This window comes from Streptomyces sp. NPDC001493 (assembly GCF_053597235.1).
On record NZ_JBSFHV010000022.1, the window covers coordinates 1 to 22,330 of the forward strand.

General features: G+C 69.7%; 20 protein-coding genes and 6 pseudogenes. 9 read left to right on the forward strand and 17 right to left on the reverse strand.

Annotation, left to right across the window (positions count from 1 at the left end):
* Nucleotides 1-195, forward strand: a pseudogene (locus ACWCWD_RS27340) (TetR family transcriptional regulator); the annotation flags it as partial.
* 10 nt (nucleotides 196-205) lie between these two features.
* Here the strand turns inward: ACWCWD_RS27340 and ACWCWD_RS27345 are convergent.
* From ACWCWD_RS27345 to ACWCWD_RS27355, 3 genes are all read right to left on the reverse strand, one after another.
* Nucleotides 206-871: a cytochrome b/b6 domain-containing protein gene (locus ACWCWD_RS27345; protein ID WP_450776670.1), complete on the reverse strand. Its 666-nt coding sequence runs from the start codon at nucleotides 869-871 to the stop codon at nucleotides 206-208.
* A complete protein-coding gene (locus ACWCWD_RS27350) occupies nucleotides 855-1,604 on the reverse strand; it encodes a molybdopterin-dependent oxidoreductase (protein WP_450776672.1) in 750 nt (249 codons plus the stop codon). Before ACWCWD_RS27350 ends, ACWCWD_RS27345 begins: the two co-directional genes overlap by 17 nt.
* A gap of 297 nt (nucleotides 1,605-1,901) precedes the next feature.
* Nucleotides 1,902-2,741: an SDR family NAD(P)-dependent oxidoreductase gene (locus ACWCWD_RS27355; RefSeq protein ID WP_450776674.1), complete on the reverse strand. Its 840-nt coding sequence runs from the start codon at nucleotides 2,739-2,741 to the stop codon at nucleotides 1,902-1,904.
* A gap of 427 nt (nucleotides 2,742-3,168) precedes the next feature.
* Here ACWCWD_RS27355 and ACWCWD_RS27360 point away from each other — a divergent pair, with 427 nt between their 5' ends.
* Nucleotides 3,169-4,092: a helix-turn-helix transcriptional regulator gene (locus tag ACWCWD_RS27360; protein ID WP_450776676.1), complete on the forward strand. Its 924-nt coding sequence runs from the start codon at nucleotides 3,169-3,171 to the stop codon at nucleotides 4,090-4,092.
* A 132-nt stretch (nucleotides 4,093-4,224) separates the two neighbouring features.
* On the opposite strand, the gene ACWCWD_RS27365 is transcribed toward ACWCWD_RS27360, so the two are convergent.
* Entirely contained in the window at nucleotides 4,225-4,743 is a 519-nt protein-coding gene (locus ACWCWD_RS27365; RefSeq protein WP_450776678.1) for an SMI1/KNR4 family protein, read from the reverse strand.
* A 69-nt stretch (nucleotides 4,744-4,812) separates the two neighbouring features.
* On the opposite strand from ACWCWD_RS27365, the pseudogene ACWCWD_RS27370 reads away from it, so the two are divergent.
* Nucleotides 4,813-4,941 (forward strand): annotated as a pseudogene (locus ACWCWD_RS27370) (IS630 family transposase); the annotation flags it as partial.
* Between the two features lie 97 nt (nucleotides 4,942-5,038).
* Here ACWCWD_RS27370 and ACWCWD_RS27375 read toward each other — a convergent pair.
* The 3 genes from ACWCWD_RS27375 to ACWCWD_RS27385 all read right to left on the reverse strand — a co-directional run bounded on the left by ACWCWD_RS27375 (nucleotide 5,039) and on the right by ACWCWD_RS27385 (nucleotide 7,650).
* Nucleotides 5,039-5,473, reverse strand: coding sequence for a hypothetical protein (locus ACWCWD_RS27375; RefSeq protein ID WP_450776680.1), 435 nt, complete (start codon nucleotides 5,471-5,473; stop codon nucleotides 5,039-5,041).
* A gap of 294 nt (nucleotides 5,474-5,767) precedes the next feature.
* Entirely contained in the window at nucleotides 5,768-6,511 is a 744-nt protein-coding gene (locus ACWCWD_RS27380) for an SDR family oxidoreductase (protein ID WP_450776682.1), read from the reverse strand.
* A gap of 68 nt (nucleotides 6,512-6,579) precedes the next feature.
* Nucleotides 6,580-7,650: an aldo/keto reductase gene (locus tag ACWCWD_RS27385; protein ID WP_450776684.1), complete on the reverse strand. Its 1,071-nt coding sequence runs from the start codon at nucleotides 7,648-7,650 to the stop codon at nucleotides 6,580-6,582.
* 117 nt (nucleotides 7,651-7,767) lie between these two features.
* On the opposite strand from ACWCWD_RS27385, the gene ACWCWD_RS27390 reads away from it, so the two are divergent.
* On the forward strand, nucleotides 7,768-8,601 hold the full coding sequence (locus tag ACWCWD_RS27390) for a helix-turn-helix transcriptional regulator (protein ID WP_450776686.1): 834 nt from the start codon (nucleotides 7,768-7,770) through the stop codon (nucleotides 8,599-8,601).
* Nucleotides 8,602-9,144: 543 nt separating this feature from the next.
* Here ACWCWD_RS27390 and ACWCWD_RS27395 read toward each other — a convergent pair.
* A complete protein-coding gene (locus ACWCWD_RS27395; protein WP_450776688.1) occupies nucleotides 9,145-10,584 on the reverse strand; it encodes a dihydrolipoyl dehydrogenase family protein in 1,440 nt (479 codons plus the stop codon).
* Nucleotide 10,585: 1 nt separating this feature from the next.
* Nucleotides 10,586-11,146 carry a hypothetical protein gene (locus tag ACWCWD_RS27400; RefSeq protein ID WP_450776690.1) on the reverse strand — a complete coding sequence of 187 codons (561 nt, stop codon included), beginning with the start codon at nucleotides 11,144-11,146 and terminating at the stop codon, nucleotides 10,586-10,588.
* Nucleotides 11,147-11,338: 192 nt separating this feature from the next.
* On the opposite strand from ACWCWD_RS27400, the pseudogene ACWCWD_RS27405 reads away from it, so the two are divergent.
* A pseudogene (locus tag ACWCWD_RS27405) lies at nucleotides 11,339-11,611 on the forward strand (SUMF1/EgtB/PvdO family nonheme iron enzyme); the annotation flags it as partial.
* Here the strand turns inward: ACWCWD_RS27405 and ACWCWD_RS27410 are convergent.
* Both ACWCWD_RS27410 and ACWCWD_RS27415 read right to left on the reverse strand, forming a co-directional pair.
* Nucleotides 11,581-12,112 (reverse strand): annotated as a pseudogene (locus ACWCWD_RS27410) (transposase); the annotation flags it as partial. The pseudogenes ACWCWD_RS27405 and ACWCWD_RS27410 sit on opposite strands and share 31 nt — an antisense overlap.
* A gap of 76 nt (nucleotides 12,113-12,188) precedes the next feature.
* Nucleotides 12,189-12,716 (reverse strand): DinB family protein, encoded by a 528-nt coding sequence (locus ACWCWD_RS27415; RefSeq protein WP_450776692.1) that lies wholly within the window; start codon nucleotides 12,714-12,716, stop codon nucleotides 12,189-12,191.
* A gap of 102 nt (nucleotides 12,717-12,818) precedes the next feature.
* On the opposite strand from ACWCWD_RS27415, the pseudogene ACWCWD_RS27420 reads away from it, so the two are divergent.
* Both ACWCWD_RS27420 and ACWCWD_RS27425 read left to right on the forward strand, forming a co-directional pair.
* Nucleotides 12,819-12,986, forward strand: a pseudogene (locus tag ACWCWD_RS27420) (SUMF1/EgtB/PvdO family nonheme iron enzyme); the annotation flags it as partial.
* Between the two features lie 149 nt (nucleotides 12,987-13,135).
* Nucleotides 13,136-13,720, forward strand: coding sequence for a nucleosidase (locus ACWCWD_RS27425; protein ID WP_450776694.1), 585 nt, complete (start codon nucleotides 13,136-13,138; stop codon nucleotides 13,718-13,720).
* A 246-nt stretch (nucleotides 13,721-13,966) separates the two neighbouring features.
* Here the strand turns inward: ACWCWD_RS27425 and ACWCWD_RS27430 are convergent, their stop codons facing one another.
* Nucleotides 13,967-14,413 (reverse strand): GlcG/HbpS family heme-binding protein, encoded by a 447-nt coding sequence (locus tag ACWCWD_RS27430; protein WP_450776696.1) that lies wholly within the window; start codon nucleotides 14,411-14,413, stop codon nucleotides 13,967-13,969.
* A 99-nt stretch (nucleotides 14,414-14,512) separates the two neighbouring features.
* The gene (locus ACWCWD_RS27435) at nucleotides 14,513-15,475 is read right to left on the reverse strand and encodes an NADP-dependent oxidoreductase (RefSeq protein ID WP_450776698.1); all 963 of its coding nucleotides are present in this window, start codon (nucleotides 15,473-15,475) and stop codon (nucleotides 14,513-14,515) included.
* A 126-nt stretch (nucleotides 15,476-15,601) separates the two neighbouring features.
* On the opposite strand from ACWCWD_RS27435, the gene ACWCWD_RS27440 reads away from it, so the two are divergent.
* Both ACWCWD_RS27440 and ACWCWD_RS27445 read left to right on the forward strand, forming a co-directional pair.
* Nucleotides 15,602-16,609 (forward strand): GlxA family transcriptional regulator, encoded by a 1,008-nt coding sequence (locus ACWCWD_RS27440; RefSeq protein WP_450776700.1) that lies wholly within the window; start codon nucleotides 15,602-15,604, stop codon nucleotides 16,607-16,609.
* Nucleotides 16,610-16,986: 377 nt separating this feature from the next.
* Nucleotides 16,987-17,655, forward strand: a complete 669-nt coding sequence (locus tag ACWCWD_RS27445) for a LuxR C-terminal-related transcriptional regulator (protein WP_450776702.1) — start codon at nucleotides 16,987-16,989, stop codon at nucleotides 17,653-17,655.
* 175 nt (nucleotides 17,656-17,830) lie between these two features.
* Here ACWCWD_RS27445 and ACWCWD_RS27450 read toward each other — a convergent pair whose 3' ends face one another.
* The 4 genes and pseudogenes from ACWCWD_RS27450 to ACWCWD_RS27465 form a co-directional block, all read right to left on the reverse strand.
* Nucleotides 17,831-18,973 (reverse strand): M23 family metallopeptidase, encoded by a 1,143-nt coding sequence (locus tag ACWCWD_RS27450; protein WP_450776704.1) that lies wholly within the window; start codon nucleotides 18,971-18,973, stop codon nucleotides 17,831-17,833.
* A 158-nt stretch (nucleotides 18,974-19,131) separates the two neighbouring features.
* Nucleotides 19,132-20,514 carry a PE-PGRS family protein gene (locus tag ACWCWD_RS27455; protein WP_450776706.1) on the reverse strand — a complete coding sequence of 461 codons (1,383 nt, stop codon included), beginning with the start codon at nucleotides 20,512-20,514 and terminating at the stop codon, nucleotides 19,132-19,134.
* Between the two features lie 9 nt (nucleotides 20,515-20,523).
* Nucleotides 20,524-20,847, reverse strand: a complete 324-nt coding sequence (locus tag ACWCWD_RS27460; RefSeq protein ID WP_450776708.1) for a hypothetical protein — start codon at nucleotides 20,845-20,847, stop codon at nucleotides 20,524-20,526.
* A gap of 617 nt (nucleotides 20,848-21,464) precedes the next feature.
* Nucleotides 21,465-22,274, reverse strand: a pseudogene (locus ACWCWD_RS27465) (alanine racemase); the annotation flags it as partial.
* Nucleotides 22,275-22,330 lie beyond the last annotated feature (56 nt).

The window sequence follows — 22,330 nt, forward strand, 5'->3', positions numbered from 1 at the left end:
CACCGGCAGTGGTTCCTGGACACCGTCACGGGACTGCTGGCCCGGACCGGTGGCACACCGGCCGAAGACGCGGGCCGGCATCTCGTCCTGCTCCGAGACGGCGCGATGGCCTCCGGTTGCCTCTCCGACCCGAAGCTGGTCTCCGATACCTTCCTGCAGGCCGTCGAAGGAATCCTGCAGACCCGCGCCGCCTGACCGGCCGCCGTCAGTGCGGTGACTCTCCGTCGGGGTGCTGACGCCAGAGCGGGTGCTCCCGCTCGGCCCACTCCCGTGCGACCGAACCGGTACGCATGCCCCGGCGGGCCTCCGCGTCGCCCATGGCCTTGCCGATGTGGCCGCCGACGACGATGGCGAGGGTGAGGGCCAGCCAGTCGTGCACGAAGGTGGCCCCGGTGCGCCAGACCAGTGGGGTGAGGTGGGTGAACCACATGATCAGCCCGGTACCGAGCATGACGAGCGTGGCACCCGCGACCCAGGCCGCGTAGAGCTTCTGCCCGGCGTTGAACTTGTCCGCCGGACGGGAGGACGGCCGCTTGTCCCGGCGCAGGGCCGCGCGCAGCCACCGGCGGTCGTGCGGGCCGAAGCGGTTCAGCCGGCTCAGGTCGGCGCGCAGCGCCCGGGAGGCGAGCGCGATCAGGACCGGTACGGGAAGTGCGATGCCCGACCACTGGTGCACGGTGACCACGAGGGCGCGGCGGCCGACGAGTTCGGCGAGCGCGGGCAGGTACAGGAAGGCCGCGGTGGTCCCGCAGATGCCCATCAGCACGGCCGTGGCGCGGTGGGCCCAGCGCTCGGCGGGGCTGAATCGTCGCAGGCGCGGGGCGGGCTCCTGTTGCTTCGCCGCCGGCCGGAGGTCAGGTTGTCGGCTCATCGTCCCGTCCGTTCGATCGGCCCACCCAGGCGTCGATGTCGTAGCCGCGTTCCTCCCAGAAGCCTGGTTCCACGTCTTTCGTGACCGTGATGCCGGAGAGCCACTTGGCGGACTTGTAGAAGTACATGGGCGCCACGTAGAGGCGGACCGGGCCGCCGTGGGGGTGGCCGATGTCCTTGTCCTGCATGCGGAGGGCGACCAGGACGTCCGCGCGGCGCGCCTGTTCCAGGGTGAGGCTCTCCGTGTAGGCGCCGTCGAAGCAGGTGAAGTGCACCGCGCCGGCCGAGGAGCGTACTCCCGCGGCGTCCAGCAGGTTCGACAGACGTACCCCTTCGAAGGGGGTGCTCGGGACACGCCACCCGGTGACGCACTGGATGTCGCGCACCGTGCGGGTCTGGGGCAGCGCCCGGAGATCGGCCAGGGTGTAGGAGGCCGGGCGGTCGACCAGGCCGTCGACGGTGAGCCGGTAGGTCTCGGCGTCCTTGTGCGGAACCGACGAGGTGACGGAGTAGTAGCGGAAACCCCCTCCGTTCGGAAGGAGTCCCGTCAGCCCGGTGGGATCCAGTCCGGCCAGCGCTTCCGTGCCCCGCTGCAGCGCGGGGGCGGCGACGACGCCGAGCGCGCCCAGCCCGAGCGTGCCGAGGAAGACGCGCCGCCCGACAGGAGCGCCCCGGTCCTCTGGTGATGCAGAGTTCACGTGTTCATTCTCCCGTTGGTCTTCTGGTCCAACCATCTTTGATCCGAGGCGGGTTGGCGGGTGCCCGGCGTCATCTCCCATGCGGGTGTCCGAGCCGGCCCGGGCCACCCGCATGCCGGGCGGACCTCCGGTCCTGCCATCGAAGCGCCTTGCACCCCCCCATGTCAAGGCAGAACGTTCTATCTCTTTCTTTGCCGGTCGGCTCCTGCCGCCGCACCGACGGAGCCGGATGCGTGGCGGGCCGGGGGCGCTCGGCGGGCGGAGCCGGCCCAGCCGGGCGGCCCTGGCACCCAAGCGCGTGGGCGAGGATGCGCGCCCCGGCGAGCAGTGGGCTCAGGCGGCGTCGTCGTGTGCGGTGGCCGCGGACTTCTCACGCCACGGGGCGAGGTCGTCCCGCATCTGCCGGCGCTTGACGTCGAGCCGCTCCAGGGTGTCGCGGCCGAGGTAGAGGTGCGTGGGCAGTTTCTCCGTGGAGGCGACCTCGACGATGAGAGCGGCGCCCTTGACGGGGTCGCCGAGCTGGGCGTGGTTGGCCTGGTCGATCCAGTCCAGCGTCACGTGTGCGGGCGTCCCGTCGTAGTCCGCGATGCGGTCGGCCGCGACGGACAGGGAGCTGCCGTCGAGGAAGTCGGTGCGGAAGACTCCCGGCTCGACGACCATCGACTGGACGCCGAACGGCGCCATCTCGGCGGAGAGCGCCTCGCTGATGCCCGCGACGGCGAACTTGGAGGCGCAGTACATGCTGACGCCGGGCTCGCCCTCGAAGCCCGACCGGGAACCGATGTGCACGAGCTTGCCGGAGCCCTGCCCGCGCATGACGGGCAGCACGGCACGGGTGACGTTGATCAGACCGAAGACGTTGAGGTCGAAGAGCGAGCGGGCCTCGGCATCGGTGATCTCCTCCAGGGCACCCAGCAGACCGCGGCCCGCATTGTTCACCAGCACGTCGATGCCGCCGAACCGGTCCACGGCCGCCTCGACGGCCTGCGGAATGCTCTTGTCGTCGGTCACGTCCAGCGTGACCGTGAGAACACGGCCGGAATCCTTCAGGTCGGCCGGCACCCGCTCCGGGTTCCGCACGCCGATGACGACGTCGTTGCCTTCCGCCAGCGCGTTACGGGCGATCTCCGCGCCGATGCCTCGGGATGCTCCGGTTACGAACCAAGTAGCCACGAGTGGGCCTCTTTCTCTTCTCACGTCACATGTCCATCGGGGATTTCCTCCGACGGAGTCGATCCTGTGGGACATCGTGAGTGGCAGGAAGGCCGGGAGTTTCCTGGGAAGAACGCTCCCAGGAAAGGGGAGGCTCCGCCGACGGCTCCCTCCAGGACGCGGCCCGAGGGCTCGGCGCCGCGGATCGTGCGTGATCATGCGTGGCCGCGCCACGACGGGCAGCGGTATCGCCGGCAACCGGGCCGGCGGCCTGGGGGCGTGTACGGCACCGCGGCAGGGACCTGCCGTGGGTGCGGGGCGATGCCGCGGGTGAAGGAACCGGAGAACGGGTCTGCGCGCGGGCGCGAGACCGGTCCCTCGTTTCCAGGGTGAACCAGGGCCACCCTTGCGCCTCCCGATGCCCGTGGACATCACGGACAATGACGGTATGGATCAGATCGTGGAACTGGGAGAGTTTCTTCGCTCGTGCCGGGCGCGGCTCGATCCCGCGGCCGTGGGAATGCCTCGGACCGCCCGCCGTCGCGTCCCGGGCCTGCGCCGTGAGGAACTCGCCCAGCTGGCAGGCGTCAGCGTCGACTACTACACGCGTCTGGAACAGGGGCGCAGCCGTACCGCTTCGCCGCAGATCCTCGAGTCCCTGGCGACCGCACTGCGACTGGACCACACCGAACACGCGCATTTGTTTGATCTGGCGAATCGGCGCCCTGCCCAGCCCCGGAGGTCGACGCCCTCCTCGGCCGAGCGGGTCAGCCCGGCCGTCCACCAGCTGCTGACCACACTGGATGCCGCCTACTGTCCCGCGTTCGTCCTCGGCAGGCGCACCGATGTGGTGGCCTCCAACTCGCTCTCCCGCGCATTGATCGCCGACTTCGACGCCATGCCCGCGAACGAGCGCAACCAGAGCCGGTTCCTCTTCCTCGACCCGGCCGCCCGCGACCTGTACGCGGACTGGGAGGCTGTCGCCGCAGACACCGCCGCCATGCTCCGCATGGACGCCGGGCGCCATCCCGAGGACCCGAAGCTGGGCGAACTGGTGGGCGAACTCGCGGTCCGCAGTGAGCACTTCAGCTCCTACTGGGCCGAGCGCAGGGTGCATGAGCGAACCGAGGGGACCAAGAGCTACCACCATCCCGTGGTCGGTGACCTCACGGTCACCTACCAAGCCCTCGCCCTGCCCGGCGACAGCGACCAGACCCTGTTCATCTACAGCACCGAGCCGGGTTCCTCCTCCGAAACCGCCCTGAGGCTGCTGGCCACCTGGTCGACCGAACCCCTCCCGGACCAGGTCCGCGGCGCAGCGTCCGATGAACCGGCACCGCCGTCCGATTCCCCGCGTGCACCGTCTCCGTGACCGGGGCGACCGCGTGGACGGTTCTCCGAGCTGGATGGCTGAAGGCTGTCCCTCATCAGGCAACGTCCGCCTTGATGTGACGCCTCGATCGGTGCTGTGTCACCGATGGGCAATGCCTTCCACGGTCAGACGTCAGTCGGGTACGTCTTCGCTGTCGAAGTCACTGGTGGAGGTGAGACCTTCGACGAAGGATCGGAAGTCCCTGGCAAGGGCCAGCTCTTCATTGCAGTCGACGTCGAACCACGTCACCGATGGTTCCCCGTGCCGGCCGGATGCCCGGTAGTCGAGTGCGATCCAGTAGTGCCCGTCGCCTGAGAGAAGCACGGCAGGCCCGGGCAGTCCCCATTCCTTGATCAGGTACGGACTGTCCAGCAGAGAGACTGTGCGTTCGTCTTCGCCGATGCCCATCAAGTGGTCGAACGGGATGTGATCGGTACTCCAGGAATTCGGGTGGTCCGTCGGGAAGGCGTCCCGGTCGGCTGCGGACTCGCCCCCGTTCTGACCGCGCAGCAGGTCAAGGAGCGAAACAGGGAGAGTGACACCGAGCAGTCGCTCGGCTTTGCACACGGCCTCATCGGTCAGCGGCTGGTGCACTGCGTAACTGCTGCGAGGCTTCCAGAAGGCGGCCTGCACATCCTCGAAGCGTGCCATGACTACGATCGTAGGAGCCCTGCGTCGCGCTGCGCCGCCCGGCCCGGGGCACGCCGACAGGATGATCATGTGCGCGGACGTGCGCGCGTGCGGGAAATTGGCGATGCGGAGGGGCGACGGCTGTCGCGGATCATCCGCCGCGCTACCGGGTCGGTGGTGACCTGGCGGCGAGCCCGGATGGTGCTGCTGTCCGTCCGACCAGGAAAAGGAGCGCGCACGCATCCGCAGCGAGAAAGGCATCCGCTGGGGAGGGCGGCCCGCAGCCACAGCCGCATGAGGATCTGGCCGCCACGGCTCAGCCCTGGCCACAGCGGGCGATGAGCTGTGAACCCTCAGCGGTGAGCAACTGGGGCATGAGCCGGCGCAGCGCGGCCGCATGCTGACGGACTCGCTTGAGCATGGCTCGCCGGGTCTGGGCCGAAACGGGAACGTCTTGAGCGGGACCGCATCCGCTCGCGACATACAACTCGTCCAGCCATACTCCCCTGGCCCTCACACCGTCCGATGCGACCGGGGCGACCAGCGTCGCCACCTCGGGCTCGTGCCCGTCGGGAAACCAGACCTCCACGTCCAGGCCGACGCTGTGGAAGAGAAGCCCATAGTCAGTCTGCTCCGGGCCCGAAAAGCCGGCCTCCTCGACCAGGAAGGCGAACTCGACGCCCACCTCCGCCCGGAACGCCTCGACCAGATCCCCCCGAATCCCCATTCTTCGATACTCCGAGATCGTCACCACCAGAGGAAGACCCCAACCCGGCGCACCTCCCGGTCACAGCACTGGTTCGGCCAAGATCATTGCGTGCGCCGGCGGGGCCGACCGCCTCGCGACGCCGTGGTGGTGCCTCTGGAGGCCGTCCCCCGGAGGACGGCCTGGGACCCGTGACCGGAACTCGGGCGGTCGGCGCCCTCGCGCCGACCGCCCGGAACCACGGTCCCTCCGACTCGCCCCGAGCACCGCACCGGACACCGCCCGCCGATCCGACGCGCGTGGCCGGACACGGCCTGGATGCGGGATGTCCAAGCGGGCTCAGAGTTGGGTTTCACCGCCGTCCACGGCCAGTTCGATGCCGGTGGTGTACGTGGCGTCGAAGGCGAGAAACGCGGCTGCCCCGGCGAACTCCGCGACGGTGCCGTACCGCCCCATGGGATTGCTCGCGGTCCGCTCCGCCCTGAACCGGTCGGCCGCCTCCTCGGACATCATCGTTTCCAGCACTCCGGACTCGATGGGTCCGGGGCTGATCGCGTTGACTCGGACTCCTCGTGGAAGCAGCTCGCGGGAGAAGGTGCGGGCCATCGAGCGCAGCGCCGCCTTGCCGGCCGCGTAGACGCTGGTGTCCGCCAGTCCGATGACGTTCGCGATCGAGGTGGTGAGGACGACGCCGGCGTTCGCGCTCAGCAGCGGGGCGAGCTTCTGCACGGTGAAGAAGGCGCCCTTGACGTTGATGGCGAAGAGTTCGTCGTACATCGCCTCGGTCGTGGACTCGAAGGGCGTCAGGGGTGAGATGCCGGCGTTGACGAACAGAGCCTCGATCGAGCCGAGCTCGCTCTTCACACGGCCGGCGAGCGTGTCCAGATCGGAGAGTGAGCCCACGTCGCCCTGGACGGCCACGGCGTTCCCGCCGAGCCGCTCGCGCGCCGCGTCGAGCGTGGCCCGAGAACGGCCGGTGATGACCACCCGGGCTCCGCCTCGGACCAGCAGCTCCGCCAGGGCGAACCCCATACCGCTGCTGCCACCCGTGATCACCACATTCTTGTCGCTGTACCTACCCATGCCGAGCTTGCTCCGTTCCCGCGCCGACAGCGTGGTGATGTATCCGAATACGGCTGTTCATCGAGTGATCAGCCGCGCGTTTCGATCTTCATGCCGCCCGTGACGACCGTGCGGATGTGGTCGCTTGCGAGCAGGCCGTGCGGATTGCCGAGGTCGATGGCACTGACCTCTTCGAGGCGGGCCAGTTGGGCGGGGGTGAGGTCGAGCTGCAGTGCGCCCAGGTTGTCCTCGAGCTGTGCGACGGTACGGGCTCCGATGATGGGCGCCGTCACGTCCGAGGAGTGGAGGGTCCAGGCCAGTGCGACCTGCGCGGGTGTGCGACCCTGCTCCGCTGCGACCTCCTTCACCACGTCGGCAATGGCGAGGTTGCGGTCGGTGACCCATCCCAGGGCGGTGTTGAGGCTCTTGCGGTCGCCGGCGGTCTCGCCGGCGACGGGGCCAACCGAATTCCGGTCTTCCCGGGTGTACTTACCGGTGAGCAGCCCGCCGCCCAGCGGGGAGAAGGACACCACGCCCAGTCCCATCTCGCGTGCCATGGGGATCAGGTCACGCTCCCCGGTACGCTCGATCAGGCTGTACTCGATCTCCAGCGCGACCAGCGGCGACCAGCCACGCAGGTCGGCGATCGCCTGCATGCGCGACACCTGCCAGGCCGGGGCGCTGGAGATCGCCACGTACAGAACCTTGCCCTGCCTCACCAGGTCGTCCAGACCGCGCAGGATCTCCTCCACCGGAGTCCTGAAGTCCCAGACGTTCAGGTAGAGCAGATCGATGTAGTCGGTGCCCAGCTGCCTCAGACTGGCCTCCACCGACGCCATCATGCTCTTGCGGTGCGTACCCCCGGAATTGGGGTCACCGGGCCGGCGCAGTGTCGAGTACTTCGTCGCCAGCACCAGCGCCTCGCGCCTGTCGCGGGCGAACTCGCCCAGCAGTCGCTCGGAGCTGCCGTTGGTGTAGGTGCTGGCGGTGTCGAAGAAGTTGCCGCCGAGCTCGGTGTAGCGGTCGAACAGCTTGCGTGCCTCCTCTCGCTCGGCGCCCCAGCCCCACTCGGTGCCGAAGGTCGCGGTGCCCAGGGCCAGAGGTGAGACCCGCAGCCCTGAGCGGCCCAGCAGCCGGTAGGTGTCGAGGGTCAGCGTCATCGTGTTCTCCAGTGCTCGTGATCCGGCGTGAGTCACCAGCCTGCGACCGCGGGCGACCGGGGGGAACGGAAGCCTGTTCCTGGGAACACCACTCCTACCCAGCCTGTTGAGCCGGGGGTGACGACCCCCACCGTGAATCCGACCCGTGAACTGGCCGCTTTCCTGCGCACCCGACGTGAGCGCCTCGACCCGCACGACGTGGGCCTGCCTGCGCGCCGGCAGGCCAGGCGCACCCCGGGACTGCGCCGCGAAGAGGTCGCCGAACTGGCCGGGATCAGCATCGACTACCTCGTGCGGCTGGAACAGGCCCGCCCGTTGAGGCCCTCGGCCGAGGTGGTCGAATCCCTGGCCCGCGCCCTGCGGCTGGCTCCCGACGAACGCACGTACCTCTACGACCTCACCCAGCAGCGCCCCCGCGCCACCGCCAAGCCCCCCACCACCGCGGCACCGTCGCTGGCCCGGCTGGTCGCCGACCTGTCCCCACTGCCGGCCATGCTGATGAACCACCGGTACGACATCCTGGCCTGGAATCCCGAAATGGCGGGGCTGCTCGTCGATTTCGACACCTTGCCGCCCCAGCAGCGCAATGCCATGTGGCTGTGTCTGATCCATCCGGGGATGCGCGAGTTCTACGTCGACCGCGAACGCGTCGTACGGGAGGGAGTCGCCCACCTGCGCGCCGCGTGGGCCGCGCATCCGGATGACCATGTCCTGAACGAACTCATCGCCCAATGCCTCACTCACAACGACCAGTTCGCACGCCTGTGGGATCAGCGCGATGTCAAGATCAACGGTCGCGGGTACAAGGTGATACGGCATCCCGATGCCGGAGAGATCACCGTCGACTTCGAGGTGCTCATGCCGCTTCAGGACCCGGACCAGCGGCTCCTGATCGTCCGCCCCGCCAACGACGACAGCCGGGCGGCCATGGACCGGCTGCGCACGAGTTGAGCCCGCACGCAGGGCGCCACGTTGGGGATCGACGACCAGAGCCGTCCCGGTCGCCCGGTCCCAGCCATGAACGGACCTCGACCTGTCCGGAGCCGTTTCGCAGCCATCCTGATGATCACAGTGAGGACTTGTCGGTCGGAGACTGCTTCAGGGTCCTGCCGCGGCTGGAGGCCCAGGAACACAACGTCCGCCCACGCAAGACGCTCGGCCGGAACATCCCGGCCGAGCGTCTTGCGTGCTCTGCTCACCACTTGGAACACGTCCGAACTCGTCAACGGGCTCAAGGACGTTTCCTCAGGATCGAATTCCCTCCCGGCCCGAAAGCCGGGATTCCCTTCGAAGATCAGGGATGGTGCACCTTCGTCGTTGGCAGGCGGTGGATGACGACTGATCAGTGCGTCGCGGGGGACAGCAATCCCTCCGGGTTCAAGGACCGTCGTTGCTGCCTCGCGGGGAAGCAGCACTGCCGGCCCCTCGCGAGGGAGGCAGTGTCCCGGCCGCGACCGGACCTGACGGAACGGGACGGGGCACCGGCCGAGAGGTTCAGCGACCGTACGCTTCCAGCAGCCGCAGCCACACCTCGCTGACGGTGGGGAAAGCCGGAACCGCGTGCCACAGCCGGTCCAGCGGCACCTCCCCGGCCACCGCGATCGTGGCCGCGTGCAGCAGTTCCGCGACGTCCGGGCCGACGAGGGTAAAGCCGACGATCACCTTCCGGTCCTCGTCGACGACCATCCGGGCGTGGCCCCGGTATCCCTCGGCCTGCAGGGAGGACCCCGCGATGGCGGCCAAGTCGTAGTCGACGACCCGGATCCGCACGCCGGCGGCCTCGGCGGCGGCTGCGGTCAGCCCCACGGACGCGATCTCCGGTTCGGTGAAGACCACCTGCGGCACCGCGCGCTCGTCGGCCGTCGCCGCGTGCCGGCCCCACGGGCCGTCGTCGATCGTCTCGCCCTTCGCCCGGGCCACGATGACATCGCCCACGGCACGCGCCTGGTACTTGCCCTGATGAGTGAGCAGCACACGCCGGTTGACGTCTCCGGCGGCATAGAGCCACCCGCCACCGATCGGCGCGCCGTCCTCGCCGACGACCCGCAGGGTGTCGTCGACCGTGAGCCAGGTACCGGGCGTCAGGCCGACGGTCTCCACTCCGACGTCCTCGGTGTTCGGTGTGCGGCCGATCGCGACGAGCAGTTCGTCGGCTTCGAGCTGCTCACCGTCGGTGAGGGTGATGGAGACCGTTCCGTCGTCTGCACGCTTCACGGATCCGGCCTCGGCGCCGAGGCGCACCGCCACGCCGGCCTCCCGCAACACCTCCACGACTCGCTCGCCGGCGAACGGCTCCGCCGACGGAAGCACTCCGTCACGCGCAAGCATCGTCACCGAGGCGCCCAGCCCGGCGAAGGCGGTGGCCATCTCCGATGCCACCACCCCACCGCCGATGACGGCGAGCCGCCGCGGAACCGCGCTCGCCGCGACCGCTTCCCGGCTGGTCCAGGGTGCGGCCCGGCGCAGGCCTTCCACGTCGGGTACGAGTGCGCCGCTTCCGGTCGCGACGACGACCGCGTGACGCGCGGTCAGCAGGGTGGTGGAGCCGTCCTTGCCGGTCACCTCGACGTTCCGGGCGGAGCGGATCCGGCCGTGGCCGCGGTACAGCGGAACGCCCACCTGGTCGAGCCAGGATGCCTGGCCGTCGTCCTTCCAGTCCGAGGCGAAGGAATCGCGACGGCGGAGTACGGCCGCCGCATCCAGATCGCCCGTCACCGCCTCACGCGCGCCCGGTACGCGCCGGGCCGCTCGAAGCGCCGCCCCGCTGCGCAGCAGTGCCTTGGTCGGCATGCAGGCCCAGTACGAGCACTCGCCTCCGACCAGGTCCCGCTCGACGATGGCCGCGGTCAGGCCGCCCTGCACCACTCGGTCGACGACGTTCTCCCCGACCGGTCCCGCGCCTATGACGACGACGTCGTACGTAACGGTGCCCATGTCAGCCGACCTTGGTGGTGCGGCCGAGGCGCAGCGCCGAGACGAGGAAGAAGATTCCGCCGAGCACCGCGTAGCCGGCCACGTTGCTCAGCTTCGGGTCCGACGCGGACGCTCCCATGATGAACGATCCGCCGGCGAGCACGGAGATCCCGCCGCTGAGGATCATCGGCCACTGGCCACCCAGCCGGCGGCGGACGACGCCCACGATCAGCTGCACGATCCCGGAGACGATCGCCCAGGCGCCCCAGACACGCAGGACGGCCGGTACACCGGAGGCACTGGCGACGGCCAGGCCGACGGCGGTGATCAGGCTGATCGCCATGTTCACCTGCAGAGCGCGAACCGATCCCGTGTCTCGGGCCGAGCGAGCGTCGACGATCGCCGCGGCGACGTCGAACAGGGGGTAGATGACGACGAGGGTGATACCGAGCGGTCCGAGGTCGGACTTGGTGGTGAACAGCAGGGCCGCCCAGATGACGGCGAATCCGAACCGCACGAAGTACAGCTGGCGCAGTGCCGGTGCGATGCCGCCGGCGGCGGTGGGCGAGTCAACGGTGGTCACGATGATCCTTTCGGGGCTGTGACGAGTCGGGGCTGTGACGGGAAGAAGGACGCGGTCCGGCGGATACGCGGCCGGTCCCCCTCCTCCTCATGAGGGCGGGGAGGACGATCCGTCGGAATCCATCAAGACCGAACGTTCTGCCTCAACTCAGCATGGCGACTCCGGCTGCACCTGTCAATACCGAACGTTCTACCTCTCTCGGACCGCTTCACGCGCTTCCCGTGGGGCGACGCCGACCCGCGGCCCGAGCCCGCCGACCTCGGCCGGCGACATCTGCGCCCGGCCCCGGCAGGCAGCTGCGCCGCCGGTGAATCCCCACTGGGTGTACGTCAGTTGACCGGTGACGTGTGGGAGTGGACAGCGAGCGACTTCCTGCCGTATCCGGGCTTTGGGGCCTTCCCGTACAACGCGCTTCAGACCGACCGGCAAATGGATCACTTGAGGCGGCGTGTGGTGGGACGTTGATCCCAGCGGCAGCGAATGGTGGCGTGGCGGATCAGCATGCGGAGAGTGACGAGTGCTGCGGCCAGGTGGAGGTAGAACTCGTGGAGGTAGAACTCGACGACGGTGCTGCTCTTCTCGGTGCAGCGTCGTAGCTTGCCGTAGCTGTTCATCCACGAGTGCGCTCGTTCCACGACCCACCGCTTGCCGGCCTGGATCGGGGCGGGCAAGCCCTTACGGGCGATCTCACCAGTGAAACCCAACTCCCGGAGCAGAGCGCGGGACGTGTTGCTGTCATAGCCCCGGTCGAGATTGACGTTCACGTCGTCCGGCAGCGGCCCGACCTGGTCCATGGCTGCGTGGAGAGTCGGTTCGAGTAGGGGCGAGTCATGGCGGTGGGCTCCCGCCGCGACCAAGCCGAGCGGGACGCCGCGGGCATCAGTGGCGACCGAGCGTTTCAGGCCCTGCTTCCGGGGACCGGCCCGCACTCTGACCACCGCACGGGGCCTTGGTGAATCCATGATCAGGTAGGGCCCGTGCCCGTTCTTATGGTCATCTCGTCTCGCGGGCACCTGCTGTCGGACCGGTCCGGGGAAGAAGCTCAGTCACCCGTTGCCCCGTCGGTCCGCTCCCGCAGGAGGTCGGCGTGGCCGTTGTGGCGGGCGTACTCCTGGATCATCAACACGTAGACCCAGCGCAGGCTGAGGGAAACTCCGCGAGAGGACATGAAGGTCTCGTCGAGGTTGTGCCCGGCCGCCGCCGCGTCGCACGCTTTTACCTCGGTCTGGAACAATCCGAAGTCTTCCTCCGCATCGGCTGCGTGAACTCCGTCAAGTCCTTCGTTGCCATCTGACGGGCCGGTGAAGACATCGCCGATGGCCTCGCCTGCGAAGCTTCGCCGGAACCACCATCGCTCTACCTCCGCCATGTGCCGGACCAAGCCGAGGAGGGTGAGGTTCGACGGCTCTACTGTCGTCCGCGCCAGTTGGTTCGGCTCAAGCCCGGCACACTTGGCCAGCAACGTTTCCCGGTGCCAGTTCAGCCAACCCTCCAACATCTGACGCTCAGTTACGGTACCCAGGTCGCCAAGCTTCTTGGCGCGCTCGACCGGTGGTGCTGCCCATGTCATAGAGCCACCCTGCACCGCCATCCTGGAGGGTTCAAGCAGGCGAAATGGCAGGTCCATGCACCGTGGCCCGCCCCCGTCGCCTCCCGGGCGCCTATTGCCGGTCGGTCTTACTCGGAGGTGTTCTTCCGGCCCGGCCACAAGGTGCTGCGCGGCGGTTCGTTCGCGGTGGACCAGGTGGCCTGCCGGGGCACCTTCCGTAACTGGGACTACCCGGGCCGGCGGCAGATCTTCTCCTGGTTCCGCACCGCACGGTCCGCGGAGGGCAGCTGATGTGCCGCCGTGTCCGACCATGCGCGTCGACCGCCCGACGGGAATGGTCGGACACGGCCCAGGCCCAGCGGCGCCCGGGGGGGGTGCTCGCCATGACGATGCCCGCCCCCGGGAAGCGTGCACCGGGAGCCGGCTCATACCCTGATCCCATGCAACTCACGGGAGAGATCACCAGTACCCGTCCCTTGCTCGTTCTGGCGGTCAAGGAAGAGGCCCAGTACCTCGACACCTCACTGCCCGTCCTGCTGACCGGAATGGGCAAGGTCAACGCCGCGAGCGCGCTCGCCGCGATACTCGGCCGCGGCCCGAGACCGTCGCACGTCGTCAACCTCGGCACCGCGGGAGCCCTGCGCCCGGGCTGGACCGGTACCCACGTCATCGGCACGGTCATGCAGCACGACCTGGACAGCGACACCTTGCTCTCCCTGACCGGGGAGACCTGCGGCGCCCCCCTGACAGTGGGCGACCCGAACGGCCCCACCCTGGCCACCGGGGACTCCTTCATAAATGACGAGGCCGCCCGCGCCCGCCTGGCGGCGCACGCGTCCCTGGTCGACATGGAGGGCTACGCCCTGGCGACGGCAGCACACCTGGCCGGTGTGTCTCTGCACATCGTCAAGCACGTCAGCGACGACGCGGGCGAGGGAGCCGCCAAGTCCTGGCGGGAATCCGTCGCGGAGTGTGCCCACGCCCTCGCGGGCTGGGCGGCCCGCAACATCCCCGACTACGCCTGATCCACTCCTTCTCGCCCCTTCTCGCCGACGGGGCACGCGGGTCCCGCGTCCGTTCCGTTCCCGGCCACGGACCGGAGGGCGCGGGGCGAGTCATCGGCTCGTGGCGCGTTGTCGCACGGACCAGGACCGGCACCGTCGAGCTCACCGGCCGCCGTCCGCCCGCCCGTTCGCCCGTTCGCCCGTTCGCCCGTTCGCCCGTTCGCCCTGAACGACGGCATGGGCGGACGGGACGCGGTGAGGCCGCGGTCAGCGCGTGGGCAGTTCGAACCCGAGGGCGGCCAGGGCCTCCTCCGCGGCCTGCTGATCCTGCTCGGCGGTGCCGCCGGAGATTCCGAGGCCCCCGACGCATCGGCCGTCGTCGATGATCGGGTAGCCGCCGCCCACCGCCATCACACGCGGGTGACCGGCCAGTGGCGCGGTTCGCGGGCTGGCCACGAGGTCGTTCCACACGTGGGTGGGGGTGTGGAACGACGCCGCGGTCCATGCCTTGTCGACGGCGATCTCGGCGGTGAGGAAGGGCGCGTCGTCGGCGCGGTCGAATGCCTTCAGATGTCCGCCCTGGTCGGTGACGGCGACGGCTGCCGTGAAGCCGATGCGGGCGGCGGCGAGGTGCACCTCGGAGATGAGTTCGCGGGCAGCAGCGAGGTGCACCGCCGGGGTGAGAGCTGCCTTGGCCTGCGTATCGGTACTCATGATTCCTCGCTGTGTCCGGGCCCGATCGGGCAACGGTGGATTTCGTCGTGCATGGCGTGCTCCGGGGCAGGGGGGAGAGTCAGGGGGCAGGTGGGAGAGTCAGTCGGTGACGGCGAGGACGAGCTTGCCGCGGGTGCGGTTGGCCTCACCCAGGTGGTGGGCCTGGGCGGCCTCTTCCAGTGCGAAGGCGCGCTCCACCTCGACACGGACCGCGCCGGAGTCGACCAGCCCGGCGATCGTGGTGAGGGCGGCGGAGTCCGGCTCCACCAGGAACGGGCTGGTGCGCACCCCGGCTCGTCCGGCCACGGTGGACAGACGCTCGGAGACACCGCTGGGAATCGATACGACGAGGCCGCCGGGACGGGTCACCGACACGGACCGGGCGTCACTGTCGTCGTGGGAGCCGATCAGGTCGACGACGACATCGATGTCGCCGGTGACGTCCTCGAACCGCTGCCGGGTGTAGTCGATCGTCTGGTCCGCGCCCAGTTCCTTGAGCCAGGCGTGCCTGGGTTCGCTGGCCGTGGCCACGACCTCGGCGCCGAGGTGCTTGGCGAACTGCACCGCCAGGTGCCCGACGCCGCCGGCCGCCGCGTGCACGAGTACGCGCTGCCCGGCCTTCACGTCGGCGGTGTCGACGAGGGCCTGCCATGCGGTGAGCGCCGCGAGAGGCAGGGCCGCGGCCTCGGCGTGTCCGATCGAGGCCGGCTTGCGGGCGAAGTGGCGGGAGGGTGCCGTGACGTACTCGGCGTAGGCACCGGCCGGTCGCGGGAACCACGGCATGGCGTAGACCTCGTCGCCCGGCGCGAGGGTGGTGACGCCGAAGCCGACTTCTTCCACGACGCCGGAGAGGTCCCAGCCCAGGATCAGCGGCATTGTCTGCAGGCCGGCCATGCCCTGGCCCGCGCGGGTCTTCCAGTCCACCGGGTTGATCCCGGCGGCGTGCACCCGCACCAGCACCTCGGTCGGCAGCGGCTCGGGCCTGGCGACCCGCTCGACCGTCAGGACCTCGGGTCCGCCGAATTCCTTCATGGTGACGGCACGCATGGTGTTCTCGCTCATGTGCTTCCTCGCTCAGGTCTGTTCCGTGGGTTCTCTTGCCGGTCCGACCCCGGCGAGAGCCACTCTGTCCTGTGCGTACAGCGGCCGGTGAGTGGCCTGAGGGACACCTGTCGTACCATTCCGGCCATGCCACATCATGTTGCCGTTCTCGCCCTCGACGGCGTGCTGCCCCTGGATCTGGGCATCCCGGCCCGGGTGTTCAACGAGGCGTGCACCGCGGAGGGGGACCGCCTCTACTCGGTGAAGACCTTCTCGATCGGAGGCCGGCCGGTCCGTACGCACGAGGACTTCCAGATCCTCGTCGACCACGACGAGGATCTGCTGCGGACCGCGGACACGGTGGTGATCGCCACCCTGGAGCCCAGCGAAGACCTGCTCGCGACGGGGACGCTGCCGGGCGAACTCGCCGCCCTCCTGGATCGGATACGCCCGCAGACCCGCATCGTGAGCCTGTGCACCTCGGCCTTTCTGCTCGCGGCGGCCGGCCTGCTCGACGGCCGGCGGGCCACCACCCACTGGGCACTGTGCGACGCGTTCGCGCGCCGGTTTCCCGACGTCGAGGTGGATCCGAACGTGCTGTTCGTCGACAACGGCCGCGTCCTGACGTCCGCCGGCGGTGCGGCCGGCATCGACACGTGCCTCCACCTGGTTCGCCGGGACCATGGCACGACGGTCGCGGCGGCGGCCGCACGCCGGTGCGTGACAGCACCGTGGCGCGAGGGTGGGCAGGCCCAGTTCATCGAGCACGTGGTTCCCCAGGACACCGACCGTTCCACTTCGGCAACCCGGCAATGGGCACTGGAACGGCTGGCTGAACCGATCACGCTGGAGGACATGGCACGGCATGCGCACATGAGTGTCCGTACTTTCACGCGCCGGTTCCGTGGCGAGACGGGCATCAGCCCACTCAAGTGGCTGGCCCAGCACCGGCTGACGCATGCCCGCCGGCTTCTGGAGTCCACCGACCTGACCGTCGCGCGCATCGCCGCCGCCTGCGGCTTCGGCGACCCGGTGGCACTGCGCAAACACTTCTACACCTACGTGGGCCTCTCCCCGGTGGCCTACCGCCGGGCCCACAACGCACCGACATCGGCGCCGGGCGGGCTGATGTCCCCCGCGACATCGACCGGCTGATGCGGCTTCGACTCCACGACCGCCCGCGCGCCCACCAGCACCCTTGAGCGGGGCATCGTGTGCGGGCACAGGTCACGGCGAGCAACCGACGGCCTGACAGCTGCGGCCCACCCTCCCCCACCGGCCCGCACCCGCGTGACGGCCCGAGGCCCCCTTCCGGCCGAACCAACAGGGATAGAACGTTCGGTATTGACGAGTGGGATCCGTCGCGGCTACCTTCACGGGAGCGAACGTTCCTTCCGTATGAACATTCCATACGCATGAGCCCTGTTGGGCGCGTTCGCGGCCACCGGCCGCCACCCGCACCGACCGGATCTTGAACGTAACCAACCGGATCTTGAACGTACGTGGCGTACCGCAGCACATCGAGGGGAGACATGTTCAGGTCATCACGGACCGCACGCACCGGCTTGACCGGCACGCCGGAGCGGATACCAGTGGCGGTACACGCTCTCGACCCGATCCTGTACGAGGGTGCGATCAGCCAGTTGCGGCGGCACCCGGAGATCGAACTCCGGGAGGAGAACGCCTCCGGCCCCGGCACGGTGGCACTGCTCGTCGACGACGTCCTGGACGAGAGCACACTGAGCCGGCTGCGCCACCTGGTGCGCGGTGAAGGGGCACGAGCGGTGCTGGTGGTGAGCGCCCTCCGCGAGGGCGAGCTGCTGGAGGTCATCGAGTGCGGAGTCGGCGCGATCGTATGGCGGCACGAGGCCACCGCGCCGCGCCTGGTGCAGGCCGTACTGGCAGCCGCCCGCGGCGACGGGGAGTTGCCGGCCGACTTGCTGGGCCGGCTGATCAGCCAGGTGCGCGCGATGCACCGCGACGCCGCCGGCCGCACCGGAGGCCCGGCCTCGGGACTGGCCTCCCGCGAGGTGGATGTACTGCGCCTGGTGGCCGACGGACTCGACACCGGCGAGATCGCCGGCAAGCTTTCCTACTCCGAACGCACGGTGAAGAGCGTGATCCACGGAATGACCACCCGGCTGCATCTGCGCAACCGGGCGCACGCGGTCGCGTACGCCCTGCGCGAGGGCTACCTCTGACCACCAGTGCATTCCTGGCACGCCCGGCGGGGAAGGGGCAGCGCCGGCCGCCCCTTCCCCGCCCCTCCCGGTCCTGGGACGTGGTCTGGCCGGAACACACCGAAGGCCGGAACCGTGACGGGGTTCCGGCCTTCTGTCGCATGACGGGCAGGTGCTTCTCGCAGCGGGACGCGCGTCAGCCGACGGAGACACCCTTGGAACGCAGATAGGCGACCGGATCGATGTCCGAACCGTAGTCGGGCGTGGTGCGGATCTCGAAGTGCAGATGCGGGCCGGTGACGTTGCCCGTCGCGCCGGAGAGACCGACTTGCTGCCCCAGCGTCACCGCCTGGCCGCCGGAGACCAGGAGCGAGGACAGGTGGGCGTACTGGGCGTAGTGGCCGTCGGCGAGCTGGATGATGATTTGGTTGCCGTACGCGCCGCCCCAGCCGGCCGAGACGACGGTGCCCGCGCCGACAGCCTTCACCGGGGTGCCGGTCGCGGCGAGGAAATCGACGCCGGTGTGGTGGCCGCTGGACCACAGACTGCCCCCCGCCTCGTAGCCGGTACCGAGCGAGACACCCGACACCGGGGCGGTGAAGCCGTGGGCGGTACCGGCGGTCCCGACTTCCGCGGTCGCCTTCCCGGCCCCCTGCGCCGCGGCGGGCTTGACGGCGGACGAGGCCTCCGAGGGCGACTCGGGCCTCGAACGGGTCGCGACGGACGACGACTTGGGGACGGCGACCCTCGCCCTCTCCGTCACGTCGGGCCTGTCGGCGGACGATGCCTTCGGGGACGAACCGGACCTCGAAGAGGCCAGGGCGGACGACCGCTCCGGGACTGCCGTTCCGACTCCCTCGCCGCCGAGGGCGAGCTTGAGACCTGGACGGATCAGCGACGGGTCGGCACCGATGACCTCACGGTTGTCGGCATAGAGTTCCCTCCAGCCACCGCTGACGTTCTGCTCGACGGCGATCCCCGAAAGGGAATCGCCGACCCTCACCGAGTAGGTCCGCACACTCCTCTTCTTCGCCGCAGCCTCCTTGGCAGCCGCCTCCCTGGCCGCCGCTTCCTGCGCCGACGTCCCGTGATCCGCCTCGCTCTGATCGGCAGTCTTCTCGACGGACTCCTGGCCGGGGACCGGAAGGGGCTCACCGGCCGGTTCCGGAGCGGACTTCGAGGGAGCGGCCTTGGCGCCCACGGCGGCGCCGGTGGCCCCCATGAACAGAACGACAAGAACGCCGCGGCCGGTTCCGGCGACGACCGGCAGCGCAGCCGCTAAGCCGGCGACGACCGCCAGGGCGAGGCTCAGGGAGATGACGAAGCGACGGAAGGGCATGAGGCACCACCAAGGATGAGAGAGAACGTTCGGTCTCCATTCCGATGATCGGCACCCGGCGCCAGAATGTCAAGACCGAACGTTCTCCCTTTCACGTCAACGGGCGGCTGCCGGTTGCCCGTTCACGGCGGACTTCGGTGCGGCGGCGCGTCCCGCGGTCAGGATTTCGGCTGGGCCCGTGGGCCGACCAGCCCTTCGTAGAGGGCTCGCCGCTCCTTGGAACCGTCCTCGGTCGCGGCCAGCATGGCGTCCCACTCCCCCTTGATCCCGTCGAGGAAGACACGCCAGTCCCCGCCGCCCATCTCCCCCAGCTCGACCAGACGTTCGTTCTTGCTCAGCCCGCCCGAGCCGACCTTGTCGCCCTTGTGGCCATGCAGGACCGACTCGGGGTTGGCGGTGGCCTCGGTGGAACGGAAGTCATGCCGGTAGCCCACCGGGCTGGCGGCGTGCGGCGCGAGAGTCTCGATGCCGATCTGGAGCGAACCGTCCTTCTTCACGGTCGGCCGGTGATGGACGAGAAGCATGTGGCCGTGGGAGCCGTTCGGCAGGACCACGTCACCGTTCCAGTCCTTGGAGCCGAGGCCGCCGCCGGAGATGTTCTGTCCCCACATGTCCGGACGGTCGGCGCCGACGGACAGGACGTTGGTGAGCGACGCCCCGAGTCCGCCCTTCTCCTTGAACGCGCCGGGCTTGTCCTTCTTGTTGACGCCGATGTCGGTGCGGTGGGTGGCGAACGCGCGTTCACTGACGCCCGGTGCAGGGGTGTTCGTACGGTCGTCCTGGGTCACACCCAGGAAGTGAGGCAGCGAGTAGGCCGGCTTGTCGGCCGAACTCAAGGCAGGGATACGGATGTTGACGCGTCCACCGTGGGCGAGTGCGCGGATGACGTCCTTCTCGTAGTCGGCCACGTGCGCGCTTGCCTTCGGGTCGTACAGCTTCAGTCCGTTCTGCAGAACGAGAAGCACCCTGGTGAGGATCTCGCGAGCCTGCGCATCTCGCGACGCGACATCGGACGCACCCGCGCTCTGACCCTTGCCCTTGGCCGGGCCCGTCCCGGCGATGCCGTCCGGGTGCAGGCGGTCGGGTGCGATTCCGGCCGGGTGCAGGGTGTCGATGGCCGTCTCCCGGATCTGCTGGTCGCGTTCCCGCTCCAGGACCTTCTTCTCCTCCGGCGAGGTACCGGGGGCCCGGGTGAGCATGAACCGGCCGAGTGTGTAGTCGGGCGAGATCGGCGGGGCCTGGCCCGCTTCACGCAAGGCGGGATGGTTGGCGCGCACGGCCAGGGTGGCGGTGAGCACACGCTTGCCCGCGGGAAGCCTGAGCCAGTCCTTGAAGCGACCCTCGGTGTAGCTCTCGGCCTGCTGGTAGGTGCCGATGCCCACCTCGTCGAGCCACTGCGGATTGGCCTCGGAGAGGGTCCTGATGTCGGCCAGATCCTGGCTGTTGAACGGCTCACCCCGCATCACCCGCCGGTCGAGGGTCTTCCTGAGCCGGGCCGGCCCCTCGACCATCCAACGCTCGGGCCACCAGGTCCCCGGCACGAAGAGGTTCTACTTCGTCTTTTCCTGGACCGTGTGCTGTTCGATCGACTCGCTCAGGCGGGCGATGACTTCCGCTTCCCCGGGGGGCTGCTCGGCCTGCCGGGAGGCGGGTTCCTCGGCCGCCGTGCTCCTGGGCACTCGCTGGACCGGCGCCGGTTCGGTGTGCGCGCGGCCGTGGTCCACGCGGTCAGGTGTGCGTGCGGGTTCGGCGGACGTCCGCCGAACGGGCTCGGGGGCGTCCATGATCTGGCCGGCGGCGGCCTCGCTCCGCGGGCCCGCTCCGGGGTGCGACAAGGTCGTACCGCCCGCTGCCACACGCTGCAGATGGCGCACCCACGCACTGTTCAGGGTTGCCGGCGGCCGTGACTGGCGCGTCGTACCCGGTGCCCGTTCATCGGCCTTCCGGTGGTCCCGATCAACGGAGCGCACAGGCGGACCTCCTTGCCAACTCTAGGTGTTTGCCTACCGGTTGTAGGCGAAGCAGCCGTCCCGGAGCAATGGCCTAAGGGGCAGAATCGGCTGCCCCCACGGTCCCGCCCCCGACAGTGACCTGCTCACCCAGCAGGCGTACGACGGCACTGTTCCCCACCACGCCCTGGAGATGCGCGAGGCGGGCGACCACGGAGACCTCCGGAGCGGACTGGGCGATCGCTGTACGAACTCCGGGCGACTCCGCACGCTCCGCCCCGGCCTCGGCCGACGAACCCTCCATCGCTCTCCCTTCGGTAAACCCCACCCCGGCCCACCCCGGCCACAGTGCCACCGGGGAGCGCGGGCTGTCGCCTCGGGGCGGGTCCATCGGCCGGTTCGCGGCGGACGCGAGGCCTTCGCCGGCAGGGTGCCGCGATCACCGACCCGAACCCACCGAGCTGCGCCGCCCCGACCTGCCCCGCCCCGCCCCGCCCCGCCCCGACCTACGCCGACCCGCACCCTGCAGGTGCGCGTGCGGGTCACCAGCCGGTGATCCGCTTCCAGACGCCCTGGATCGCCGGTGCGGTATCGGACGTGCGGGTGCTGTCGATGACGTGGTAGCCGTGGTGCTGGGCGGCGGTGGCGCAGGCGTGGTTGGGCAGGATGCGCAGGCGGGTGCCGACGGGCAGATCGGGCAGGCGGGCGCCGTCGCGGGCGGTGAGCGTGCCGTGTTCCTGGCTGGCGGCCGTCATGACCAGGTCCGGGATGAGGTTGCCGTCGAGGTCGGCGACCAGGCCGTAGCCCTGGTCCTGCGCCTGGACGGCAGTGCCGCGGTCCCGGGACATGGCCATCCAGCCGCCGTCGGTGACGGCCCATCCGTACTCGGGGCGGTGGCCGATGACGGTGACGACGACCGACAGGGCGATGTCCTCGATGCGGCATACGCCGATGCCGGCCATCACGAGGTCGAAGAAGACGTAGTTGCCGGCGCGCAGTTCGGTGACGCCGGCAAGGTCCTCGGCCGCGTGGGCGGTGGGCGTGGAGCCGACGCTGACGGTGGTCACGGGCAGGCCGGCCGCGCGCAGCCGCTCCGCCGCGGCGACGGCGACGTCGCGTTCGTTCTGCGCGGCCAGGCGCCGTTCCTCCGCTGTACGGGCGAAGTACGACTCGCCCGCGTGCGTCAGTACGCCGTCGAGGCAGCCCGCGTCGTCCAGGATGCGGCCGATCTCGACGAGCGCGGGCGCGTCGGGCCTGAGGCCGCCGCGGTGGCCGTCGCAGTCGATCTCGATCTGGGCGGGGTATCGGGGCGACCCGACAACGCGGCGAGCGTACGTGCCAGGCGTCGCCTGACAGGCGGAACTTTCGCAACACGCCTTACGCTGGGGGGCAATCGCATTTGAACGAA

Excerpts from the sequence above, each read along its gene's own strand:
- ACWCWD_RS27430 (WP_450776696.1), bottom strand. The coding sequence starts at position 14,413 with ATGAGTACCGATACGCAGGCCAAGGCAGCTCTCACCCCGGCGGTGCAC.
- ACWCWD_RS27445 (WP_450776702.1), top strand. The coding sequence starts at position 16,987 with ATGTTCAGGTCATCACGGACCGCACGCACCGGCTTGACCGGCACGCCG.
- ACWCWD_RS27415 (WP_450776692.1), bottom strand. The coding sequence starts at position 12,716 with ATGACATGGGCAGCACCACCGGTCGAGCGCGCCAAGAAGCTTGGCGAC.
- ACWCWD_RS27365 (WP_450776678.1), bottom strand. The coding sequence starts at position 4,743 with ATGGCACGCTTCGAGGATGTGCAGGCCGCCTTCTGGAAGCCTCGCAGC.
- ACWCWD_RS27345 (WP_450776670.1), bottom strand. The coding sequence starts at position 871 with ATGAGCCGACAACCTGACCTCCGGCCGGCGGCGAAGCAACAGGAGCCC.
- ACWCWD_RS27380 (WP_450776682.1), bottom strand. The coding sequence starts at position 6,511 with ATGGGTAGGTACAGCGACAAGAATGTGGTGATCACGGGTGGCAGCAGC.
- ACWCWD_RS27425 (WP_450776694.1), top strand. The coding sequence starts at position 13,136 with ATGCAACTCACGGGAGAGATCACCAGTACCCGTCCCTTGCTCGTTCTG.
- ACWCWD_RS27385 (WP_450776684.1), bottom strand. The coding sequence starts at position 7,650 with ATGACGCTGACCCTCGACACCTACCGGCTGCTGGGCCGCTCAGGGCTG.
- ACWCWD_RS27440 (WP_450776700.1), top strand. The coding sequence starts at position 15,602 with ATGCCACATCATGTTGCCGTTCTCGCCCTCGACGGCGTGCTGCCCCTG.
- ACWCWD_RS27450 (WP_450776704.1), bottom strand. The coding sequence starts at position 18,973 with ATGCCCTTCCGTCGCTTCGTCATCTCCCTGAGCCTCGCCCTGGCGGTC.
- ACWCWD_RS27350 (WP_450776672.1), bottom strand. The coding sequence starts at position 1,604 with ATGGTTGGACCAGAAGACCAACGGGAGAATGAACACGTGAACTCTGCA.
- ACWCWD_RS27435 (WP_450776698.1), bottom strand. The coding sequence starts at position 15,475 with ATGAGCGAGAACACCATGCGTGCCGTCACCATGAAGGAATTCGGCGGA.
- ACWCWD_RS27360 (WP_450776676.1), top strand. The coding sequence starts at position 3,169 with ATGGATCAGATCGTGGAACTGGGAGAGTTTCTTCGCTCGTGCCGGGCG.
- ACWCWD_RS27395 (WP_450776688.1), bottom strand. The coding sequence starts at position 10,584 with ATGGGCACCGTTACGTACGACGTCGTCGTCATAGGCGCGGGACCGGTC.